The sequence below is a fragment of the Streptomyces sp. ID05-39B genome, from assembly GCF_033794725.1.
GTDB lineage: Bacteria > Actinomycetota > Actinomycetes > Streptomycetales > Streptomycetaceae > Streptomyces > Streptomyces bobili.
In genome coordinates, this window is the sequence record NZ_JARGEF010000030.1 from 33,670 (window position 1) to 51,430 (window position 17,761).

The 17,761-nt window shown below is 68.7% G+C and carries 13 protein-coding genes and 3 pseudogenes; 10 read left to right on the forward strand and 6 right to left on the reverse strand.

Going from position 1 to position 17,761, the window contains the following annotated elements:
* Together P1P75_RS10150 and P1P75_RS10155 are read right to left on the reverse strand one after the other, a co-directional pair.
* On the reverse strand, window positions 1-1,365 hold the full coding sequence (locus P1P75_RS10150; RefSeq protein WP_319253737.1) for an extracellular solute-binding protein: 1,365 nt from the start codon (window positions 1,363-1,365) through the stop codon (window positions 1-3).
* 93 nt (window positions 1,366-1,458) lie between these two features.
* Window positions 1,459-2,574, reverse strand: a complete 1,116-nt coding sequence (locus tag P1P75_RS10155) for an enolase C-terminal domain-like protein (protein ID WP_319253739.1) — start codon at window positions 2,572-2,574, stop codon at window positions 1,459-1,461.
* A gap of 126 nt (window positions 2,575-2,700) precedes the next feature.
* Here P1P75_RS10155 and P1P75_RS10160 point away from each other — a divergent pair, with 126 nt between their 5' ends.
* Window positions 2,701-3,468: a FadR/GntR family transcriptional regulator gene (locus tag P1P75_RS10160; protein WP_319253741.1), complete on the forward strand. Its 768-nt coding sequence runs from the start codon at window positions 2,701-2,703 to the stop codon at window positions 3,466-3,468.
* Between the two features lie 191 nt (window positions 3,469-3,659).
* The gene (locus P1P75_RS10165) at window positions 3,660-6,818 is read left to right on the forward strand and encodes a DUF1349 domain-containing protein (protein WP_319253743.1); all 3,159 of its coding nucleotides are present in this window, start codon (window positions 3,660-3,662) and stop codon (window positions 6,816-6,818) included.
* Between the two features lie 826 nt (window positions 6,819-7,644).
* Here P1P75_RS10165 and P1P75_RS10170 read toward each other — a convergent pair.
* A complete protein-coding gene (locus P1P75_RS10170; RefSeq protein ID WP_319253745.1) occupies window positions 7,645-8,043 on the reverse strand; it encodes a nuclear transport factor 2 family protein in 399 nt (132 codons plus the stop codon).
* A 1,666-nt stretch (window positions 8,044-9,709) separates the two neighbouring features.
* Here P1P75_RS10170 and P1P75_RS10175 point away from each other — a divergent pair.
* Window positions 9,710-10,078 (forward strand): helix-turn-helix domain-containing protein, encoded by a 369-nt coding sequence (locus P1P75_RS10175; RefSeq protein ID WP_319253747.1) that lies wholly within the window; start codon window positions 9,710-9,712, stop codon window positions 10,076-10,078.
* 326 nt (window positions 10,079-10,404) lie between these two features.
* Here the strand turns inward: P1P75_RS10175 and P1P75_RS10180 are convergent, their stop codons facing one another.
* A complete protein-coding gene (locus P1P75_RS10180; protein WP_319253749.1) occupies window positions 10,405-10,695 on the reverse strand; it encodes a hypothetical protein in 291 nt (96 codons plus the stop codon).
* A gap of 21 nt (window positions 10,696-10,716) precedes the next feature.
* Here P1P75_RS10180 and P1P75_RS10185 point away from each other — a divergent pair.
* Window positions 10,717-10,907, forward strand: a pseudogene (locus P1P75_RS10185) (IS5/IS1182 family transposase); the annotation flags it as partial.
* A 60-nt stretch (window positions 10,908-10,967) separates the two neighbouring features.
* Here P1P75_RS10185 and P1P75_RS10190 read toward each other — a convergent pair.
* The gene (locus P1P75_RS10190; RefSeq protein WP_319253750.1) at window positions 10,968-11,465 is read right to left on the reverse strand and encodes a GNAT family N-acetyltransferase; all 498 of its coding nucleotides are present in this window, start codon (window positions 11,463-11,465) and stop codon (window positions 10,968-10,970) included.
* A gap of 35 nt (window positions 11,466-11,500) precedes the next feature.
* Here P1P75_RS10190 and P1P75_RS10195 point away from each other — a divergent pair.
* Window positions 11,501-11,682: pseudogene (locus tag P1P75_RS10195) on the forward strand (MarR family transcriptional regulator); the annotation flags it as partial.
* Here P1P75_RS10195 and P1P75_RS10200 read toward each other — a convergent pair.
* A complete protein-coding gene (locus P1P75_RS10200; protein WP_319253752.1) occupies window positions 11,678-12,286 on the reverse strand; it encodes a TetR/AcrR family transcriptional regulator in 609 nt (202 codons plus the stop codon). The pseudogene P1P75_RS10195 and the gene P1P75_RS10200 sit on opposite strands and share 5 nt — an antisense overlap.
* 139 nt (window positions 12,287-12,425) lie before the next feature.
* On the opposite strand from P1P75_RS10200, the gene P1P75_RS10205 reads away from it, so the two are divergent.
* The 5 genes and pseudogenes from P1P75_RS10205 to P1P75_RS10225 all read left to right on the forward strand — a co-directional run bounded on the left by P1P75_RS10205 (window position 12,426) and on the right by P1P75_RS10225 (window position 17,534).
* Window positions 12,426-13,220 (forward strand): alpha/beta hydrolase, encoded by a 795-nt coding sequence (locus P1P75_RS10205; protein ID WP_319253754.1) that lies wholly within the window; start codon window positions 12,426-12,428, stop codon window positions 13,218-13,220.
* 645 nt (window positions 13,221-13,865) lie between these two features.
* On the forward strand, window positions 13,866-14,426 hold the full coding sequence (locus P1P75_RS10210; RefSeq protein ID WP_319253757.1) for a PadR family transcriptional regulator: 561 nt from the start codon (window positions 13,866-13,868) through the stop codon (window positions 14,424-14,426).
* A 71-nt stretch (window positions 14,427-14,497) separates the two neighbouring features.
* Window positions 14,498-16,222, forward strand: coding sequence for an acyl-CoA dehydrogenase family protein (locus P1P75_RS10215; protein ID WP_319253759.1), 1,725 nt, complete (start codon window positions 14,498-14,500; stop codon window positions 16,220-16,222).
* A 105-nt stretch (window positions 16,223-16,327) separates the two neighbouring features.
* Window positions 16,328-16,531: pseudogene (locus tag P1P75_RS10220) on the forward strand (PadR family transcriptional regulator); the annotation flags it as partial.
* Between the two features lie 19 nt (window positions 16,532-16,550).
* The gene (locus P1P75_RS10225) at window positions 16,551-17,534 is read left to right on the forward strand and encodes an NADPH:quinone reductase (RefSeq protein WP_319253761.1); all 984 of its coding nucleotides are present in this window, start codon (window positions 16,551-16,553) and stop codon (window positions 17,532-17,534) included.
* The last annotated feature ends 227 nt before the right edge of the window (window positions 17,535-17,761 follow it).

Consider the following 17,761-nt stretch of genomic DNA (forward strand, 5'->3'; position numbering starts at 1 on the left):
CTAGTTGACGGTGTATCCGAGGGACTTGGCCTTGTCGGTGATGGCCGTCTCCCAGGTGTCCAAGGTGTCGGTGAGGGTCTTGCCGGAGTTCAGGGCCGGAATCACGGTGGAGGAGTAGATCGCCTCCTGGCTGTACTGGGTGGCGGACCAGCCGGGCCAGATCAGTTCCGCGGCTTCCTCGAAGACGCGGCTGATGTCGTTGGCGAAGTAGCCCGAGTTGCGCTGGCCGGCGAGCCATGCGGTGGCCGCCGGCTTGTACGCGGGGTAGGTGGCCGCGGTGGCCTGGTAGTCGTTGGAGGTCGTCATCCAGGTGACCAGGTCGGAGGCCGCCCTGAGGTTCTTGCTGTGGGAGGAGACGAACCACAGACCACCGCCGACGTTGCCGGTGTAGTTCTTGGCCTCGCCCTCGAACTTCAGCGGTGAAGCAGCGGCGATCTGCCCCTTGGGGGTCTTGAACGTGGAGTTGAAGAGAACCTGGCCGAACCAGGACGGGCCGGGGAGCATGAGCACCTTGCTCGCCTGGTTCTTGATGAAGCCGGCGCTGAAGACGGTGTCCTTGGAGACCGATCCCTTGGCGATCAGAACGTCGAGCAGCTTGGCCATCCGGGTGCACTTGGGGTCGCGCAGGTTCACGGTGACCTTCCTGGCACCGGTCGTGGTGCTGGCGGTGCACTGGCTCGCCCAGAAGTACACCTCAGGAGTCCAGGCGTCCCCGGCGGTTCCGACCAGGTATCCGGGATGTTCCTCGGCGACCTTCTCGCCGAGAGCCTGGTACTCCTCCCAGGTGGTCGGGACGGAGTAGCCCCAGTTGTCCATGAGCTTCTTGTTGTACCAAAGCACGTTCTGGGCCAGGTCGTTGCGCAGGCAGTAGGTGTCGCCGCCGAATACGCACGGTTCCAGGGCGCCGTCGGAGAAGCCGTCGAGGGTGGTCTTCGCGATGATGTTCCGGTTGACGGGGGCGGCGTAGGGCGACTTGCCCTGGGAGGCCCAGGTGCCGTCGTTGACGTTGGCGCTGAAGGCGACGTCGGGCCACCCACTGCCTGCCCGGTCGAACAACTGAACCTTGGTCTGCAGGTCGTTGGCGCCGTTGGCGTCCCCGCTGTACGTGACGATCTTGATCTTCACGTCAGGGTGCGTCCGCTGGTACGCCTGCACTCCGGGCACACGGGCGGCGTCCGCCCAGACCGTGATCTCGCTGCCCTGCTGCTGAGCCACGGGCTTGAAGGCCGCCGGGGCGGAAGCCACCGGGGGTATGGGGTCCGCGCTGCCGCAGGCGGCGAGCACGAGCAGGGAGACGGCGCCCAGGACGGCGACGGCCGTGTGCCTGAGCCGGCGGCGGGAGGAAACCGGAACGTCGTCGTTCATGACTGACCTCAGATCTTGGGAAATGGCGCACGGCGGTGAGAGGCGCCGCGTTCGGGGTGTTCGGGACAGGCCGTCGGGCCCGGGGCTCCGTCATCAGGCCCGCGGCGGGGTGACGGTCTCCTTGTCGACGAATGCCTGAAGCGCGGGAGGGTAGTCCAGGCCCGCCGGAAGGGCGACGCCCGGACCGGTGGGGGCATGAACGAGGCCGTGGGCGTCGATGCCGCTCTCGCGGCTGATGGGATTGCCCATGACCAGCGACTCGTAGTAGGTGGTGTTCGAGATGGCCATGCACAGGTGCCGGTTGGGGATCTCCGGCCCGTGCACCTCGGCGCGCAGCCGGTAGGCGTCGGCCAGGTGGGCGGTGCGCATGGCGCCGGTGAAGCCGCCGCGCAGTTGGGTGGAGGCGCGGACTCCAAAGGTGGCGGCGCCGGCCTGGATGAAATCGGCCGAGTTCATGTGTGCCCCGTCGGAGGTCTCGGCCACGAGGAGGGGAACGGCCACCGCGTCGGCGAGGCGCTTGTACGCGGTGACACTGAACTCCCTCATCGGCTCCTCGTACCAGAGGTAGTCGGCGTCCGAGAGAGCGTGCCCGAGGTACACCGCGTCGGGGAGGTCGAAGCCCGCCGACCCGTCGAACATCAGCGGGATGTCGTCCCCCACATGTTCGCGCAATGCCACCGACAGGCGGGCGTCGCGGCGGGCGTCACCCCAGGCGTGGAGCTTGATGGCGGGGTAGCCGAGCTCCAGGGCCTGGTCGGCGATGTCCAGGTACTCCTCGACCGAGGAGTAGGTGACGGTGGAGGCGTAGGCGGGTATCGATGTGCGGTAACCGCCGAGCATCTGCCAGGTGGGCCGGTCGGCGAGTCGTCCGGCCAGGTCCCACAGCGCGGTGTCGACCAGGCCCAGCAGGTAGAGCGGGAGTTCCTCCGTGCGGTCCAGCTCCCACATGCGGTGCCAGAGCCACTCCCGCTGCAGGGGGTCGTGCCCCACCAATTCCTTGCGCAGTACGCGGTCCAACAGGTCCGCCAGGATGACACCGCTGCCCCGCCGGGGGGACATCGCCACCCCCTCGAACCCTTCGTCCGTACAGATGCGCAGCACCGCGGCCTCGCCCTCGGACGGGCTGCCCAGGAGTCCGTCCCGCCAGACGAAGGGCGGACTGACTCCCGGCACCCGGACCCGATAGCACTCGACTTCGGTAATGCGCACGCCTGCACCCCTTGCACGGGAAAGTACTGCCGCGAAATTTTCGTGTAACGTAAGTCGTCATACGAATGCTGTCAAGGAGTTCCGCGCAGTAGACTCGCCGTCATCCGCATCAGCAAGGGGGCATGCATGGCCAAGGACAGTCCCGGCAGAACGGGAGAGCCGCCCGTCCTCAAGCCCTGGCCCAAGCGTCCGGCCCGACTGGCGCAGGCCGTCGTGGAGAGCCTGACCGACACGATCGTGTCGGGCGCCATTCCTCCAGGATCGACCCTGCCGGTGGAACCCGAACTCTGCGAGACGTTCGGCGTCAGCCGGATCACCATCCGCGAGGCGGTCAAGTCCCTGGAGGCCAAGGGGCTGGTCCTCGCCCGGCAAGGCTACGGCACCACCGTCACCCCACCCGAGGAATGGAACCTCCTCGACCCCGTCGTACTCGCCGCGACCGTCCAGCATGACGACCAGCTCGTCGTCCTCGACCAGTTGGTCGACATCCGGTCGACGCTGGAGGCCCAGATGACAGCCCAGGCCGCGGAGCTGGCCACCGACGACGACCTGAGAGCCATCGAGCGGCTGCTCGCCCGGCTCGACGAGGAGATCACCGTCCCGGCACGCTTCATCGAGACCGATGTGGCCTTCCACGACCGGATCCTGCAGGCATCCCACAACAGGCTCGGCCGTTCCATCATCCGGATCCTGCACGCCCAGGCGCGCACGACGTTCCTGTACAACGGCACACCGGACGCGACCGCATGCGAGCAGGCCAACGCGGAGCACCGCGCGGTCGCCGAGCGGCTCCTGGCCCGGGACTCCGAGGGGGCCGCGCAGGCCATGGCAGCGCACATCCAGACCGCCTGGACCCGGCGACGCCTGCCGAACATCGACGCGCCCGCCTCCTGAGGGCACTCCCACCGACTCGCCCCCGCGCCACACAGGCCGGGGGCGTTCGCATGCCCGCATGCTCGATCTATTGACGAAATTCATATGACGTCTAATGTTACATCCCTATCACCCCTTCCCCTCTTGCCGCTGGGCTCTCCCCTGCCCGCCAAGAACACCACGGGCCCCCTGAACCTCCCGGAAGGTGTCACATGCGAACAACCCGCATACATCCCACGGTTCCCCACCGTTTCAGGTCATGGCTGGCCGCAGCCGCCGTCCTCACCGCCTCGACCGCCACGGTCCTCGTCCAGGCCGGCCCCGCCTTCGCGGCCGGCACGACGCTCCACGTCTCACCGAGCGGCTCCGGGACCGTCTGCTCCGTGAGCCGACCGTGCTCCGTCACCCAGGCCAAGGCCAAGGTGCGGGCGACCAACAACTCCATGACAGGTGACATCACCGTCGAGCTCGCCGACGGCGCCTACCGGCTCTCCGCGCCGCTCGCTTTCACTTCGGCGGACTCCGGCGCACGCGGCTACACGGTGACCTGGAAGGCCGCGCTGGGCGCCCGTCCCGTCATCACCGGAGCCCAGAAGGCCACCGGCTGGACCGTGCAGGACTCGGCCAAGAACATCTGGAAGAGCAACGTCGGTACCGGCTTCGACACACGCCATCTGTCCGTCGACGGCGTCATGGCCACCAGGGCCCGCGCCGAGGTCGCCCGCTCCCACCTGACCGCGACCACCAGCGGCTACACGTTCACCAACAGCTCGCTGAGCTACCTCAACAGCCTCGCGCAGCCCGGCCGGACCGAGATCCACGGCATCGGATCCTTCACCGACCGCTACGCCCCGGTGACCGGCATCAGCAGCGGCACCATCACCATGGCCCAGCCCTCGTGGAACAACAACACCTTCGGCTACGACACCCTGACGAGCCCCTTCCGGTCCGGCCCCCTCTACATCGAGAACGCGTACGAACTGCTCGACACGGCCGGCGAGTGGTACCTCGACACCGCTACCGGCACCCTGTACTACAAGCCGCTCACCGGGCAGGACATGAGTGATGCCGACGTCGAGGTGCCGAAGCTGGAGTCGCTCATCAGCGTCGGAGGGACGTACTCCTCCCCCGCCACCCACATCGCCTTCTCAGGGTTGCAGTTCTCGGGCACCAGCTGGCTGGACCCCACCACCCACGGCTACGCCAGCCAGCAGACCGGCGCGTACCTCTCCGGTACCTGGGACCGCCCGCCGGACGCGCTGACCTCGTGTCAGAGCGGCTGCCCGCTCTTCGAGGCGGCACGCCCTCACTGGAAGCAGATGCCCTCCGCCGTCCAGGTCTCGGCCGCCGACCACATCGCGTTCACCGGTAACCGGTTCACCCAGCTCGGACAGAACAGCCTCGGCATCGGCAACGACGCCAACGCCCACAGCACCGGCGTGGGACTCGGCGCCCGCAGCATCACGGCGACCGGCAACGTCTTCACCCAGGACGCGGGCGGCGGCATCGCCGTCGGCGGCGTTCGGGCGGACGCGCACCACCCCGGTGACAGGCGGATGACCAACCGGGACATCACGCTGAGCAACAACCTCATCCATGACGTGGCGCTGGAATACCGTGACATGTCCGCCATCCTCGTCACCTACGTGAACGGCGCGACCGTCTCGCACAACGAGGTGTACAACCTGCCCTACTCCGGCCTCACCATCGGATACGGCTGGGGCGCCAACGACATCGGCGGCAGCCAGGACTACGTCAACCGGGGCCTGTACAACTACCAGCCCACCTACACGACCGCGACCACCGCCGCGAACAACCACGTCACCGACAACTACATCCACGACCTCATGCAGCAGATGACCGACGGCGGCTGCCTATACACCCTGTCGGCGTCACCGGGCAGCACCTTCGAACGTAACTACTGCCACAGCAACAACGGTTGGTTCGGCTTCTACCACGACGAGGGCTCCCGGAACTTCACGGACACCAACAACGTCTTCCGGAACACCGGAGAATGGGGGCATGAGAACAGCAACGCGACCAACAACACCGGCGCCCTGACCCTGACCGACAACTGGACGAGCAACAGTTCCGCGAACATCACCAACACCAACGGCCGCGGTGACGTAGTCAGCGGCACCGTCGTCGTCAGTGACGGCAACTGGCCGTCGGCCGCCAAGACGGTCATGAACGAGGCTGGTATCCAGCCCCTGTACCGTCCGATGACCACCGACCCCGTCAGCTCCCCCTACAGCGCCTACTCCTCCACCCCCGCCAACACCGGCCAGAACGGCGGCCACTTCACGATCACCGACGCGGGCGAGGACATCTGGGGTGCCGGCGGACAGCACGAGGACGAGTACGGCACCGTCTTCCGAAACGGGGCAGCCGTCGACGGGACATCGGTGACCGCCCGGGTCGACAACCTGGACAAGACCAGCGGCTGGGCCAAGGCCGGCGTCGTCCTGCGCAACGACCTCACGGACGACGGCTCCTCCCCCGGATACGCGGCTGTGGTGGTGACCCCGAACAACGGCGTCAGCTTCCAGCGGGACTCCAACGCCGACGGCTACCTCGACCAGCTCACGAACACCGCCGCCACCGTCAAGGCCCCGGTCTGGCTGCGGCTCACCCGCACCGCCACCCAGGTGTCCGCCTACTACTCCACCGACGGATCCACCTTCACCCAGGTCGGCTCGACGGTGACCCTGCCGTCCATGGCGACCACTCAGGATGCCGGTGTCATCCACACCGCCCACAGCACCACCGCCGGCAGTGCGACATTCAGCAACCTGCGCATCGTCACCTCGCCCTACAAGGCATACGGTTCGATCCCGGCCGCCGTCAGCCAGAGCGGCGGAGTGACCTCCCTGACCAGCGCGGGCATCGACACATGGCGCTCCGGCGCGATGTACGACGACGAGTATGCCGCCGCCTACCAGACGGGGGCCGCCGGAACGTCCTCGACCGTCACCGTCCGCGTCACCAGTCAGGACAAGACCAACAGCTGGGCCAAAGCCGGCCTGATGCTGCGGAACAACATCGCCTCCGCCGGCTCGTCGACCGGGTATCTCGTCCTCGCCACCACCCCCGGCAACGGAATCGCCCTGTCGCCGGACTCCAACGGTGACGGCTACCTCGACACCAACACCATCAAGACCGGAAGCAGCGCCATCGCCCCGGTCTGGCTCCGCCTGGTCAGGAGCGGCACGTCGGTCACCGGCTCCTACTCCGCCGACGGCACCACCTGGACCACTGTCGGCACCGCGACACTGACCGGGGCGAACAGCACCCTGGACGCGGGCATGTTCTCCACGGCCCACGCCGGAAGCATCGGCACCGCGAACTTCAGCCAGTTCTCCGTGAGTTGACGAAGCGGTTCGGGCCACCGTCTCCGAAGCGAGCTCCGCGTGCCGGTGCGACCTCCGCACCGGCACGCGGAGCGCCGTGATGTCCGGGCCGACCTGCGTTCGACATGGCAACACGCACGCGGCATCGACGGTGCCGCACGCACCCCACACGGCGAAGACCTGCGCGACGTCATCGATGCCATGGCCCGCTGGGCACTGTCGATCCCGGATCCCAACCCTGAGACCGTCGCGTGAAGCTGGCTGCCGGGGGTCGATCGGCGCAGGCGGTGGGGGCCGACGATTGCGGGTTCCTCCAGGTGTCTGCGCCCCGGCCACCCGCCTCTCCGGCAGGAGCGGTTGGCGCCACCGACTCACGCGGCTTCGGCCCACTCTCGGCTTCGCCGCTCTTCAAGGGGCAGCGGATGCGGTCCGCACCACGCCCGCGCATATCCACCGAAGCAGCCGACAGCGTCCCGGCGTTCCTGATGACTGCCGGGATCGCCGACATCCCCAGCGCTGCCCACGCCGGGTGATGCCGGTGGCCGACGGCCTGTGGCGGCTCAGGATGCGGCCCCGGCGGTCGATACAGAGGACCGCCGGGGCCTGATGTCGCCCGGGGGGACGGGGGAAAGTCACCGGGCGACGGTCTGGACGAAGAATCCGGTCAGGATTCTGTCGTACGTCGCGAGTCACCGAGATGCCGCGATCGGCTCGGCCCGGACCCCGAAGCCGGCTCGGCGGCCGGGCCGCCGGTGACGAACGCGGCGGGCCGGACTTCAGGAGTTGTCGGCGGGCGGCCACGCCTCAACGCGACCACCCGCCGACGCCCCGGGGCCCGGGCCGTTCTCTACTTCCCCCAGAAGGCGTCCTCGGCCGCCTGGTCGGCGGAGAACAGCCACATCTCGACGATCTTGCCGTCCTCCAGGCGCAGCACATCCACCCCGTCCATGCTCATGGAGGCGTCCCCGCGCCGCCCGGCGAAGTGGATCGAGGCGGCCACCATGTCGCCGTTGCCCATCAGGGCGTGGACCGCGTCGATGGCGAAGCTGCCCTGACTGGCCTCCATCATCCCGCCGAGCATCGCGAAGACGGCGTCGCGCCCCCTGCGCTCACCGGAGAACTGGTTGCCGCCCGGCTGGTGCCAGACGACCTCGTCCGCCAGAAGCTCGCCCACCCGGGCCAGTTCACCCTTCTGGATCGACTCGAAGTACTCGCGGGCGATGTCGACGTTGCTGCTCATGACCATTTGCTCCTTACGTCCCGGATATCGGGACAGAACGACACTGGTGTATTTGCACGTTGGATTCGCAACCCGGCCGGCGCCATTCGGGACCGGCCACATGCCGCACTCGGCATGTCCCGGGCCTCACCGGAAGCGGTCGGCATTCAGCGCCGACCGCTTTACCGCAGGGCGGTAGAGGCGGCCCTCTTCTCTGGAGGGGGCCACCCTCAGGCGGCACCCCAGAAGGCGTCCTCACCGCCCTGGCCCGCGGAGAAGAGCCGGACCTCGGCGATCCGGTCGCCCTCGACCCTGAGGAGGTCGACACCGTTCATCCCCGCGGTGACTGCCGGAGAACTGGTTCCTGCCCGGCTGATGCCACACGACGTCGTCGGTGAACCGGCGCGTGACCGCGGCGAAATCCCTGGCCGATACGGCGCCGGCGTACTGGCGGGCGACGCTGAGTACGGTGCTGGCCTCCATCGTCGCCCTCTCCCTCGGTGAGTTCGTTCCGATGGCACCCATGCTCACCGCCAGTAACCAGTCACCTCAACGTAACCAATGGCAAGACGTGTCGCACATCACACTTATAGGTGCGCACCCGACCAACGGGGCCGACAGGGAGTCCGCCGCTCGTCTGTCCCCTCGGCCGAGGCCGAGGGGACACGCCGTGCCAACCGACACTTCTCAATCGTGCTGCCGAACGTGGCGATCTCCGATCTGGTCAACGCGCATGCCCGCCTGGACATCTCGCAGGCGTAAAAGTGACCTTCGAGGCTGCGAGCCGGCTGCAAGGCTGGTGGTGGCAAAGCCGGGGAGGGGGCACCGACGGGCCGGAGTGTCTTCCGTCTACCTTGCCGCTGTCACTCCTGGGCGCCGGAAGTCATCGGCCGCGACCTCGTGCCGTTCACGCTGCACTTCGCACGCAGCGGGCGGATCAAGGCCCGCACGGTGGTGGTCCGCCCGGGCATGGGCGGGACGTGACCGGCGGCCTGCCCGGTGGACTCGACGCGGATACGGCAGTGTTCGGGATGCTGTGCGTGCTGCCCGCACGGATCGTGACTGCGCAGGCAGGTGATGAGGCACGCTGCCCCTGCGCGGCGAGCAGTCCCGGCCGCGGGCGCTGCGCATCGGCCGTATGCAATCGTGCGGCCGTCTCCCCTTGCCTCGATGGGGCAGTCGGCGTGCCATGGGGGAACGCCACAAGCTACTGACGTGCACTCGCCGAACGTCTGGCCGCCCGGAGCGTGCTCGGGGTGGCGGCGAGCCTTTCCTCCGCCAAGTCCTGGACCCGGCACTGCTTGCGCCGTGCGAGCGGCCGCATCACCTCGAACAACGCGAGCTGAAGGTCCAGCCGCCACCGCCACACCCCGGTATCACTGCCGCAGGCCCCGCGCATACGCCTGCACGACCTGCCACGACGGCAGCCGCTTTCCAGCCTGATACGACGGGCCCCGCAGCCCGCACAACTCGTACGCGAAACGCTGGACGGACCCGTCCCGGGAGTCAGGGGCTTCTCGGGGCGCCGAGGAACTCTCCGACCGCCGGCCGCGCCGCGGTGGCTGCCGAAGAAGCGGTGGGCACCCGCTGACGCCAGACCTCAGCCGGGTTCGGTCGAGCGCTGCCCGCCGAGGCCCCCTACACTCACCATCGACAATCAGCCACCCCAACGGAACCAACGAGGGGATGACGCATGCCACAGCTTCCGGCCTTCGATGTCATGACGGCGACCTGCCCGTCCCGCACCTCACTCGCTCGCATCGCCAACAAGTGGACGGCCATGGTGGTCATCGCCCTCAGTGCCGACCGCATGCGCTTCCGCGACCTGCGCGCCACCGTCGACGGCATAAGCGCCAAGGTCCTCACCGAGACTCTCCGAGACCTGGAACGCGACGGGCTCGTCACCCGGCACATGTACGCCGAGGTACCCCCCAGGGTCGAATACGAACTGACCCCACTGGGGCGCACCCTGCACGCCCCGCTTCATGCACTGGGCCTCTGGGCCGAGGAGCACATGACCGAAGTACTCACGGCACGCGAGAGCTACGACGCCCGCCAGTGACCGTGGTTGGTCACCAGAGGTGAGCATGTGGCGTCAGCAAGGACCTCGGTCACCGCGGCGTTTAGTACCGGACGGTCGGCATGAGCGCCGTCATGGCATCCGTGGGCGCCGGCACGACGATCATTCGCGGTACAGGCACGGACTGCCTGATCTGGCGCAGCCTGCGCGACACCATCCAGAGGGAAGCGGCGCCGTGGCGGCCGCCACGGCCCGCGCGCCCGGAGTCGAGGCCTGCTGCCGCCGGTCGCCTGGTAACCCACGCCACAGGCCGTCCAGCACGGTACCGCGGTGCCGGACGGCTTCCGACGGGGAAGGGTCCGGGCGGCTTACCGCCCCCAGAAGGCGTCCTCGGCCGTCTGGTCGCCGGAGAACAGCCACATCTCGACGATCTTGCCGTCCTCGAGGACTTCGCCGGTCTGCGCCCGCTGCTCACCGTCCCCCAACCCGCACTGGTCCGGGCTCGGCTGTGCCGCACGGCGGCCGGGCAGATGGCCGGGGTGACCGCGATCGGGGTGACCGCGATCGTCTAACACGACCTGGGCAGCCGCCGGGAATCCCGCGCCTGGTTCAACACGGCCGCCCGGGCCGCCGCCGAATCCGGCGACGACCAGCTGCACGCCTGGGTCCTCGCCCGCGAGGCCATCGCGAAGGGCCTGATCACCTGGGACGTGAGCGTGGACTCCACGATCGCGCAGGCCCACCAACATGCTGCCGGGGCTCGTAAGAAGGGGTCGAGCAGAAGGAGCCTCCTGGTGGCGTCGAGACCGAGCCCGACAACCATGGCCTGGAGCGCTCGCGCGGCGGGCTGACCACGAAACTGCATTTGAGCTCGCCGTCAGATACGAGGCAACCGTGCTGGTCGCAGCCATCAACGAGTGGCTGTGACCACTCACACGGCACGCTCCATGCACACCAGTTGATCACGTTCCTCCCACGATTGGACGACGGTGAAACCGAGCCGCTCGTACAGAGCGATGGCGCCTTCCCGCCACTTCCATACCGACAGCCGTACGGTGCTGACGCCGCTCTCGGCGGAATGCGCAAGCGCGGCGCCGACCAGGCCGGACGCGATGCCCCGGCTCCGGAATGCCGGGTCTGTCCAGAGCCTCTTGACCTCTGACCGGCCGCCGACGGGGGCGGTCACCACCAGGCAGCCCACGGCTGTGTCGCCGCTCAGAGCCAGCAGCACGACATCGCCGGCGAACGCGGCCCGCGGGTCCAGGATTTCTGCCCGGTAGCGGTCCGGCAACCCGTCCACATCAACAACGGCCTCGCCCTTCTCTGCCTCCGTCCGCAGATGGTAGGCCGCCAGCAACTCGGCCAAGCGATCCACGGAAGGGCCCTGACCTGGCCAGCGGACGATGACAACCTCGCGTTGATCAGTCATTGCGCCAGCATCACACGACCCGTACCGGACACCGAAAAGACCTCGTTCTCAATGTGATCGCCGACGCGCCGGGCGAGACAACCGTCGGCGGGCTTGCCGCCGAGATGGGCGTCGCCCAGTCGGTGGCCAGCCGGACCTCGCCGCCTGCATAGCGGACGGGCTGCTGCTCCGGGCGGCATCCCAGTCCGCCGGACGCCGCACCGTGCCAGAACTCAGCGGTAGGCGGCGAGGAAGACGCGCGTGCCGGCGGCTGCGTAGCGGTCGAGATCTGCGTCGGTGTCCTGGGACCGGCCGGTGAACATGGCCTTGTTCACGGGGATCCACAGCAGTACGCCGGAGAAGTGGTTCGCGGCCAGGAGGGCGTCGTCGATACGGAGCAACCCTTGGTCGGCCAGGCGCTGGAAGGTCGCCGCCAGCGTGGCTAGCCCTCGTTCAAAGCCCCGCTCGTACCACTCAGTGCCCAGGTCGGGGAAGACATCGGCGTTGGCGATGATCAGACGCCGCAGCTGGATGACCTGGGGGTGGGTGAGGGCGGTCAGGAACCGGCGGGCGAGTCGGGTCAGGTTCTCCTCCAGGTTTGAGGCGTCGGTCGGGATGTCGGTCAGCAGGTCGATCGTGGTGTCGAGCCGGTCGGTGGTGGCCAACACGATCTCGGCGAACAGCTTCTCCTTGTCCTCGAAGTGCTTGTAGACGGTCTGCTTGGACACCGCGGCCAGCTTCGCGATGTCGTCCATGCTCGTCCCCGCGTAGCCCTTGTCCAGAAACACGCTGGTCGCAGCCTCCCGGATTGCCTCGTGCTTGCGCGCTGAACGGCTGTCCATCATCAGCTCCTTCTCCATCCGTCTCGCCCCCGCCAAGAGAGTACTGGACTGACCAGTACTCAAGTGGGTACTGTACCGTCCAGTTCCGAAGAGGAGTGCTTCCCCCTGCCTACCGCACAGACATTTGGAGTGATTCCCCATGGAGAAGGTGTTCTCTGCCGACGGCACGGTCATCGCCTACGAGCAGCAGGGCACGGGCCCTGCTCTCGTGCTCGTCGGCGGCGCCTTCATGACCCGCGGCGCTTCCGCCGAACTCGCCGCCCTGCTGGCCGAACACTGCACCGTGATCACATACGACCGCCGGGGCCGCGGCGACAGCGGAGACAGCCCGGAGTACGACGTGCAGCGCGAGGTCGAGGACCTGGACGCGCTGATCGAGCACGCAGGCGGTGAGGCCATGGTCTTCGGCATGTCCTCCGGAGCCGTACTGGCACTGGAGGCCGCGGCCCGGGGCAGCGCCGTGACCCGGCTTGCCGTGTACGAACCGCCCTTCATCACCGACGACAGCCGCCCTCCGCTGCCCGCCGACTACGTCGCCCACCTGACGGAACTCGCGGAGCAGGGGGCGTACGGCGATGCCGTGGCCTACTTCATGACGGCGGCCGTGGGCCTGCCCGCCGAGGCCGTCGCCGGAATGCGCCAGGCCCCCTTCTGGGCCGACCTGGAGGCCACCGCCCGTACCCTGCCCTACGACGGCCAGATCATGGGCGACACCATGTCCGGCCAGCCCCTGCCCACCGACCGCTGGCACTCCGTGACCGTGCCCGTCCTCGTCGGCAGCGGGGACGCGGGCGCACCACAGATGCTCACCGGCGCACGGGAACTCGCCGCACTGGCCGACAACTTCACCCTGCACGTCTTCCCCGGCCAGGAGCACAACATCGACCCGCAGCTCCTCGCCCCCACCCTGACCAGCTTCTTCACCACCAGCTAGCAGGCATTGTGGTCAGACGCGTCGCTGACCTGGGGATTCTGACCGCTGGCGGGAAGATCCGTCAGTGGGACGTCGGCCGTGAGCACCCGGCGTACGGGACCCGATATCAGCTGGTCGGATCCGCGAGCGCCGGCTCGCTCGCTGCGTGTCGGGCGCCCACACGGCGATGTGGGTGGTCGGCGGACAAAAGGGCGTCCCGGACGTGGCGACCGGGCTCCGCCGCATCCACGACCACCGTCCGAGACACCCGTGTCCGGGGACGAAGGGCAGGCGCCTCCCTCACCCCTTCCGGTCATGGGCTCGCATCAAGGATGGGGACACCACCTGACCAGCGCAGGAGCAGACCAGACTCGAAAAAAGGGTTCGTTCACGTGCACAGGTCCTGCCCCGCGGAGTGAACGGTCACTCCATTCATCGGGGCACTCCGATACCACCGCGCCAAGGTCGACGGGGCGCTGATGCTGCCGCGGTCGGCGGCGCGGTATTTGAGGTGCCGGGCCCCCTGCAGGCGCTGTCCGTCCTGGCCGAGTCCGTACCGGCACCCAGCACGCCGCCTCGGCAGTGAGCCGCACAACCCGCACCGGGTGAGCCGTGTCTCACAGCGACAGCGTTGCTGTGCAACGAGGTGCATAGCAGGATCATGCCATGGCGCTCGAGCACGCGATCCTCGTCTCCCTGCAGGAAAAGCCGGGCTCCGGCTACGAGCTGGCTCGTCGGTTCGAGCGATCCATCGGATACTTCTGGACCGCCAGTCACCAGCAGATCTATCGCGTGCTCAAACGCATGGAGAGCGACAGCTGGGTCGACGTCCGGGACGTGCCGCAGTACGGGCGTCCCGACAAGAAGGAGTACTCCGTCGCCGGGCCCGGCCGGGACGCGCTCTCCGCGTGGCTCCGCGAACCCTCCGAACCCGAGAGCGTGCGGCACGACCTCGCAGTGAAGATCCGGGGCGCCGCGTACGGCAATCCGGCCGCCCTGATCAGCGAGGTCGAGCGGCACCGCCAGACGCACACGGACCGCCTGGCCCACTACCTCGCAGGTGAAGCCCGCGACTTCGGGGAACCCCCCGCTGCTGACAGTCCACTCGATGCCGAACGCGAGCTCCAGCACGTCGTCCTGCGCGGCGGTGTCGCGTACGAACGGATGATGATCGCCTGGCTCGACGACGTCCTCGCCACGCTCGCCGGCTTCCATACCGGTCACTGACCGGCCGAGCAGGCCCTCGGGGACCGTGCCCGGGCCCACCCCGCAACCCTCCCAGCCGAAAGGCGGCACCCATGGCCGACGCGCTCCTCTTCAACCCGCGGACGTACGATCCCGGGCACTTCGACCCGGAGACCCGCAGGTTGCTGCGCGCCACCGTCGACTGGTTCGAGAACCGCGGCAAACGTCGGCTGATCGACGACTACCGAACCCGCGCCTGGCTCGGCGACTTCCTCGACTTCGCCGCCAAGGAAGGACTCTTCGCGACCTTCCTCACCCCCACCTCCGCCGCCGGAGAGGGGGAGGGCGACAAGCGCTGGGACACCGCCCGCATCGCCGCCCTCAATGAGATACTCGGCTTCTACGGCCTCGACTACTGGTACGCCTGGCAGGTCACCATCCTCGGCCTCGGTCCCGTCTGGCAGAGCGACAACCCCGCCGCCCGGGCCCGGGCCGCGGAACTGCTCGCCCAGGGCGAGGTGTTCGCCTTCGGCTTGTCCGAGAAGGCTCACGGAGCGGACATCTACTCCACCGACATGCTTCTGGAGCCGGACGGCACGGGCAGCTTCCGGGCGACCGGCTCCAAGTACTACATCGGGAACGGTAACGCCGCCGGGCTCGTCTCCGTGTTCGGTCGCCGCACCGACGTCGAGGGTCCCGACGGCTATGTCTTCTTCGCCGCCGACAGCCGCCACCCGGCATACCGCCTGGTCAAGAACGTCGTCGACTCGTCGAAGTTCGTCAGCGAGTTCCGTCTCGAGGACTATCCCGTGGCCGCGGAAGACGTCCTGCACACCGGCCGCGCCGCCTTCGACGCCGCCCTCAACACGGTCAACGTGGGCAAGTTCAACCTGTGCACCGCCTCGATCGGCATCTGCGCGCACGCGATGTACGAGGCCGTCACCCACGCGCACAACCGCATCCTCTACGGCCGCCCCGTCACCGCCTTCCCGCACGTACGGCGCGAGTTGACCGACGCGTACGTCCGGCTCGTCGGAATGAAGCTGTTCAGCGACCGCGCCGTCGACTACTTCCGCACTGCGGGCCCCGACGATCGCCGCTACCTCCTTTTCAACCCGATGACGAAGATGAAGGTGACCACCGAGGGCGAGAAGGTCATCGACCTGATGTGGGACGTCGTCGCCGCCAAGGGCTTCGAGAAGGACAACTACTTCGCCCAGGCCGCCGTCGAGATCCGCGGCCTGCCGAAACTGGAAGGCACCGTCCACGTCAACCTGGCGCTGATCCTCAAGTTCATGCGCAACCACCTCCTCGACCCGGTCGCCTACGAGTCCGTCCCGACACGCCTCGACGCGGCCGATGACGACTTCCTGTTCCGCCAGGGCCCGGCCCGCGGCCTCGGCTCGATACGTTTTCACGACTGGCGGCCGGCCTTCGACGCGTACGCCCATCTGTCCAACGTCGTCCGGCTCCGGGAACAGGCCGAGGCCCTCTGCGAATTCGTGCGCACAGCCGCCCCTGACGAGGAACAGAGCCGGGACCTCGACTTGCTCCTTGCCGTCGGGCAGCTCTTCGCGCTCGTCGTCCACGGGCAGCTGGTCCTGGAGCAGGCCGCCCTGACCGGCCTCGATGAGGACGTACTGGACGAGCTGTTCGCCGTCCTCGTGCGAGACTTCTCCGTACACGCCGTCGAGCTGCACGGCAAGGACTCCGCGACCGAGGTGCAGCAGCTCTGGGCGCTCGGTGCGGTCCGGCGCCCGATCGTCGACGGGGCGCGTTCGGAGCGCGTCTGGCAGCGCGTCGAGGCCCTGTCGGGGGCGTACGAGATGATGCCCTGACGCCTCGAGGCGGCCTCGGACCGCCTCACGGTGTACGCCCGCGCCGCCATACACCGCGAGGCGCTCGCCGGTGAGCGCGACCGGGCAGGCGGAGAATGTGATGCGGCGAGCTTCTTCTACGACAAAGACCGGCCCCTGCGCGCCGAGGAGATCGCCGACCCCTACCGGCGCGACATGCTACTCACCGCCCGCGCCACCAGCCGCGCCGAACGGACCTGGCTGCGCGAGACCCTCGGCGAGAAACCGCCCGCATTCGACAACACCGGCACCGAGAGCGATCCGCGTCCGCCCGCCGCTCCCGCGAGCTGACTGCCCACGGAGGTATTCCATGCTTGCTTCCTGGTACGACGACCAAGGCCCCGCCGCCGATGTCCTGCACGTCGGCGAACTCCCCGATCCCCTCCCCGGTCCCGGCGAGGTCCGCGTCCGCGTCACCGTCTCGGGCATCAACCCGGGCGACACCAAGAAGCGGCGCGGCTGGCTCGGCTCCTCCATGCCCCACCCGCGGGTGATCCCGCACAGCGACGCCGCCGGAGTCATCGACGCTGTGGGCTCCGGCGTCGACGCCCGCCGCGTCGGACAACGGGTCTGGGTGTACGGCGCCCAGTCCTACCGCCCCTTCGGCACCGCCGCCCAGTACACCGTCGTACCCGACCACCAGGCCGCACCCCTGCCCGGCCACCTCAGTGACGAGCTGGGCGCGAGCCTCGGCATCCCCGGTATCACCGCCCACCGCACCGTCTTCGCCGACGGCCCGGTCGACGGCCGACTGGTCCTCGTCCACGGGGTCCTCGGCGGCGTCGGCTCCCTGGCCGCCCAGCTCGCCCACTGGGCCGGCGCCACCGTGATCGCCACCGTCCGCCGCACCGCGGACCTCGACCACGTCGACCCGGCCGTCGTCTCCCACGCCATTGCCCTGGACACCGGCGACCCCGCCGCGGCCATCCGCTCGTACGCGCCTCGGGGCGTCGACCGGATCATCGAGGTCGCGCTCTCCGACAACGTCGACCTCGACAACGCCGTCGCCGCCAACGAGGCCGTCATCGCCGCCTACGCCACCCGCACGGACCGCACCGAGATCCCCTTCTGGCCTCTGCTGTTCAACAACGTCACCCTGCGGCTGCTCGGCAGCGACGACTTCCCCGCCGAGGCCAAGCGCCAGGCCGCCCGCGACCTCACTTCCGCAGCCGCCGTCGGCGCCCTCACCGTCGCCGTCGGCGACCGCTACCCGCTGGACGACATCGCCAAGGCCCACGACCACGTCGACGCCGGAGGCGGCCACGGCCGCATCCTGCTCACCATCCCCCGATAGCGCGGCGTTCGTCGTCAGCCAGTCCTCACGGTCACGGTGGAGGTGCTGACGCAGCCGGGCATCCTCGGGCGCGGCCGCTGCCTCGGTGGCGGTCATGCCGGTGGCGCGCCGGCGGATCGAGCTGCGGCCGGCCCTCGCCTGGGCGACCGATTGGCGGGGCGCGGCCGCCAGTCGCGGAAACGCGGGGAGGACGGGACGGTCCGCAGCCCGGCCAGGGGTGAAGGAGG

Bases quoted from the DNA above. Each gene is read 5' to 3' on its own strand.
- P1P75_RS10150 (WP_319253737.1), bottom strand. From the start codon at position 1,365: ATGAACGACGACGTTCCGGTTTCCTCCCGCCGCCGGCTCAGGCACACG.
- P1P75_RS10160 (WP_319253741.1), top strand. From the start codon at position 2,701: ATGGCCAAGGACAGTCCCGGCAGAACGGGAGAGCCGCCCGTCCTCAAG.
- P1P75_RS10165 (WP_319253743.1), top strand. From the start codon at position 3,660: ATGCGAACAACCCGCATACATCCCACGGTTCCCCACCGTTTCAGGTCA.
- P1P75_RS10170 (WP_319253745.1), bottom strand. From the start codon at position 8,043: ATGGTCATGAGCAGCAACGTCGACATCGCCCGCGAGTACTTCGAGTCG.
- P1P75_RS10175 (WP_319253747.1), top strand. From the start codon at position 9,710: ATGCCACAGCTTCCGGCCTTCGATGTCATGACGGCGACCTGCCCGTCC.
- P1P75_RS10190 (WP_319253750.1), bottom strand. From the start codon at position 11,465: ATGACTGATCAACGCGAGGTTGTCATCGTCCGCTGGCCAGGTCAGGGC.
- P1P75_RS10200 (WP_319253752.1), bottom strand. From the start codon at position 12,286: ATGGACAGCCGTTCAGCGCGCAAGCACGAGGCAATCCGGGAGGCTGCG.
- P1P75_RS10205 (WP_319253754.1), top strand. From the start codon at position 12,426: ATGGAGAAGGTGTTCTCTGCCGACGGCACGGTCATCGCCTACGAGCAG.
- P1P75_RS10210 (WP_319253757.1), top strand. From the start codon at position 13,866: ATGGCGCTCGAGCACGCGATCCTCGTCTCCCTGCAGGAAAAGCCGGGC.
- P1P75_RS10215 (WP_319253759.1), top strand. From the start codon at position 14,498: ATGGCCGACGCGCTCCTCTTCAACCCGCGGACGTACGATCCCGGGCAC.
- P1P75_RS10225 (WP_319253761.1), top strand. From the start codon at position 16,551: ATGCTTGCTTCCTGGTACGACGACCAAGGCCCCGCCGCCGATGTCCTG.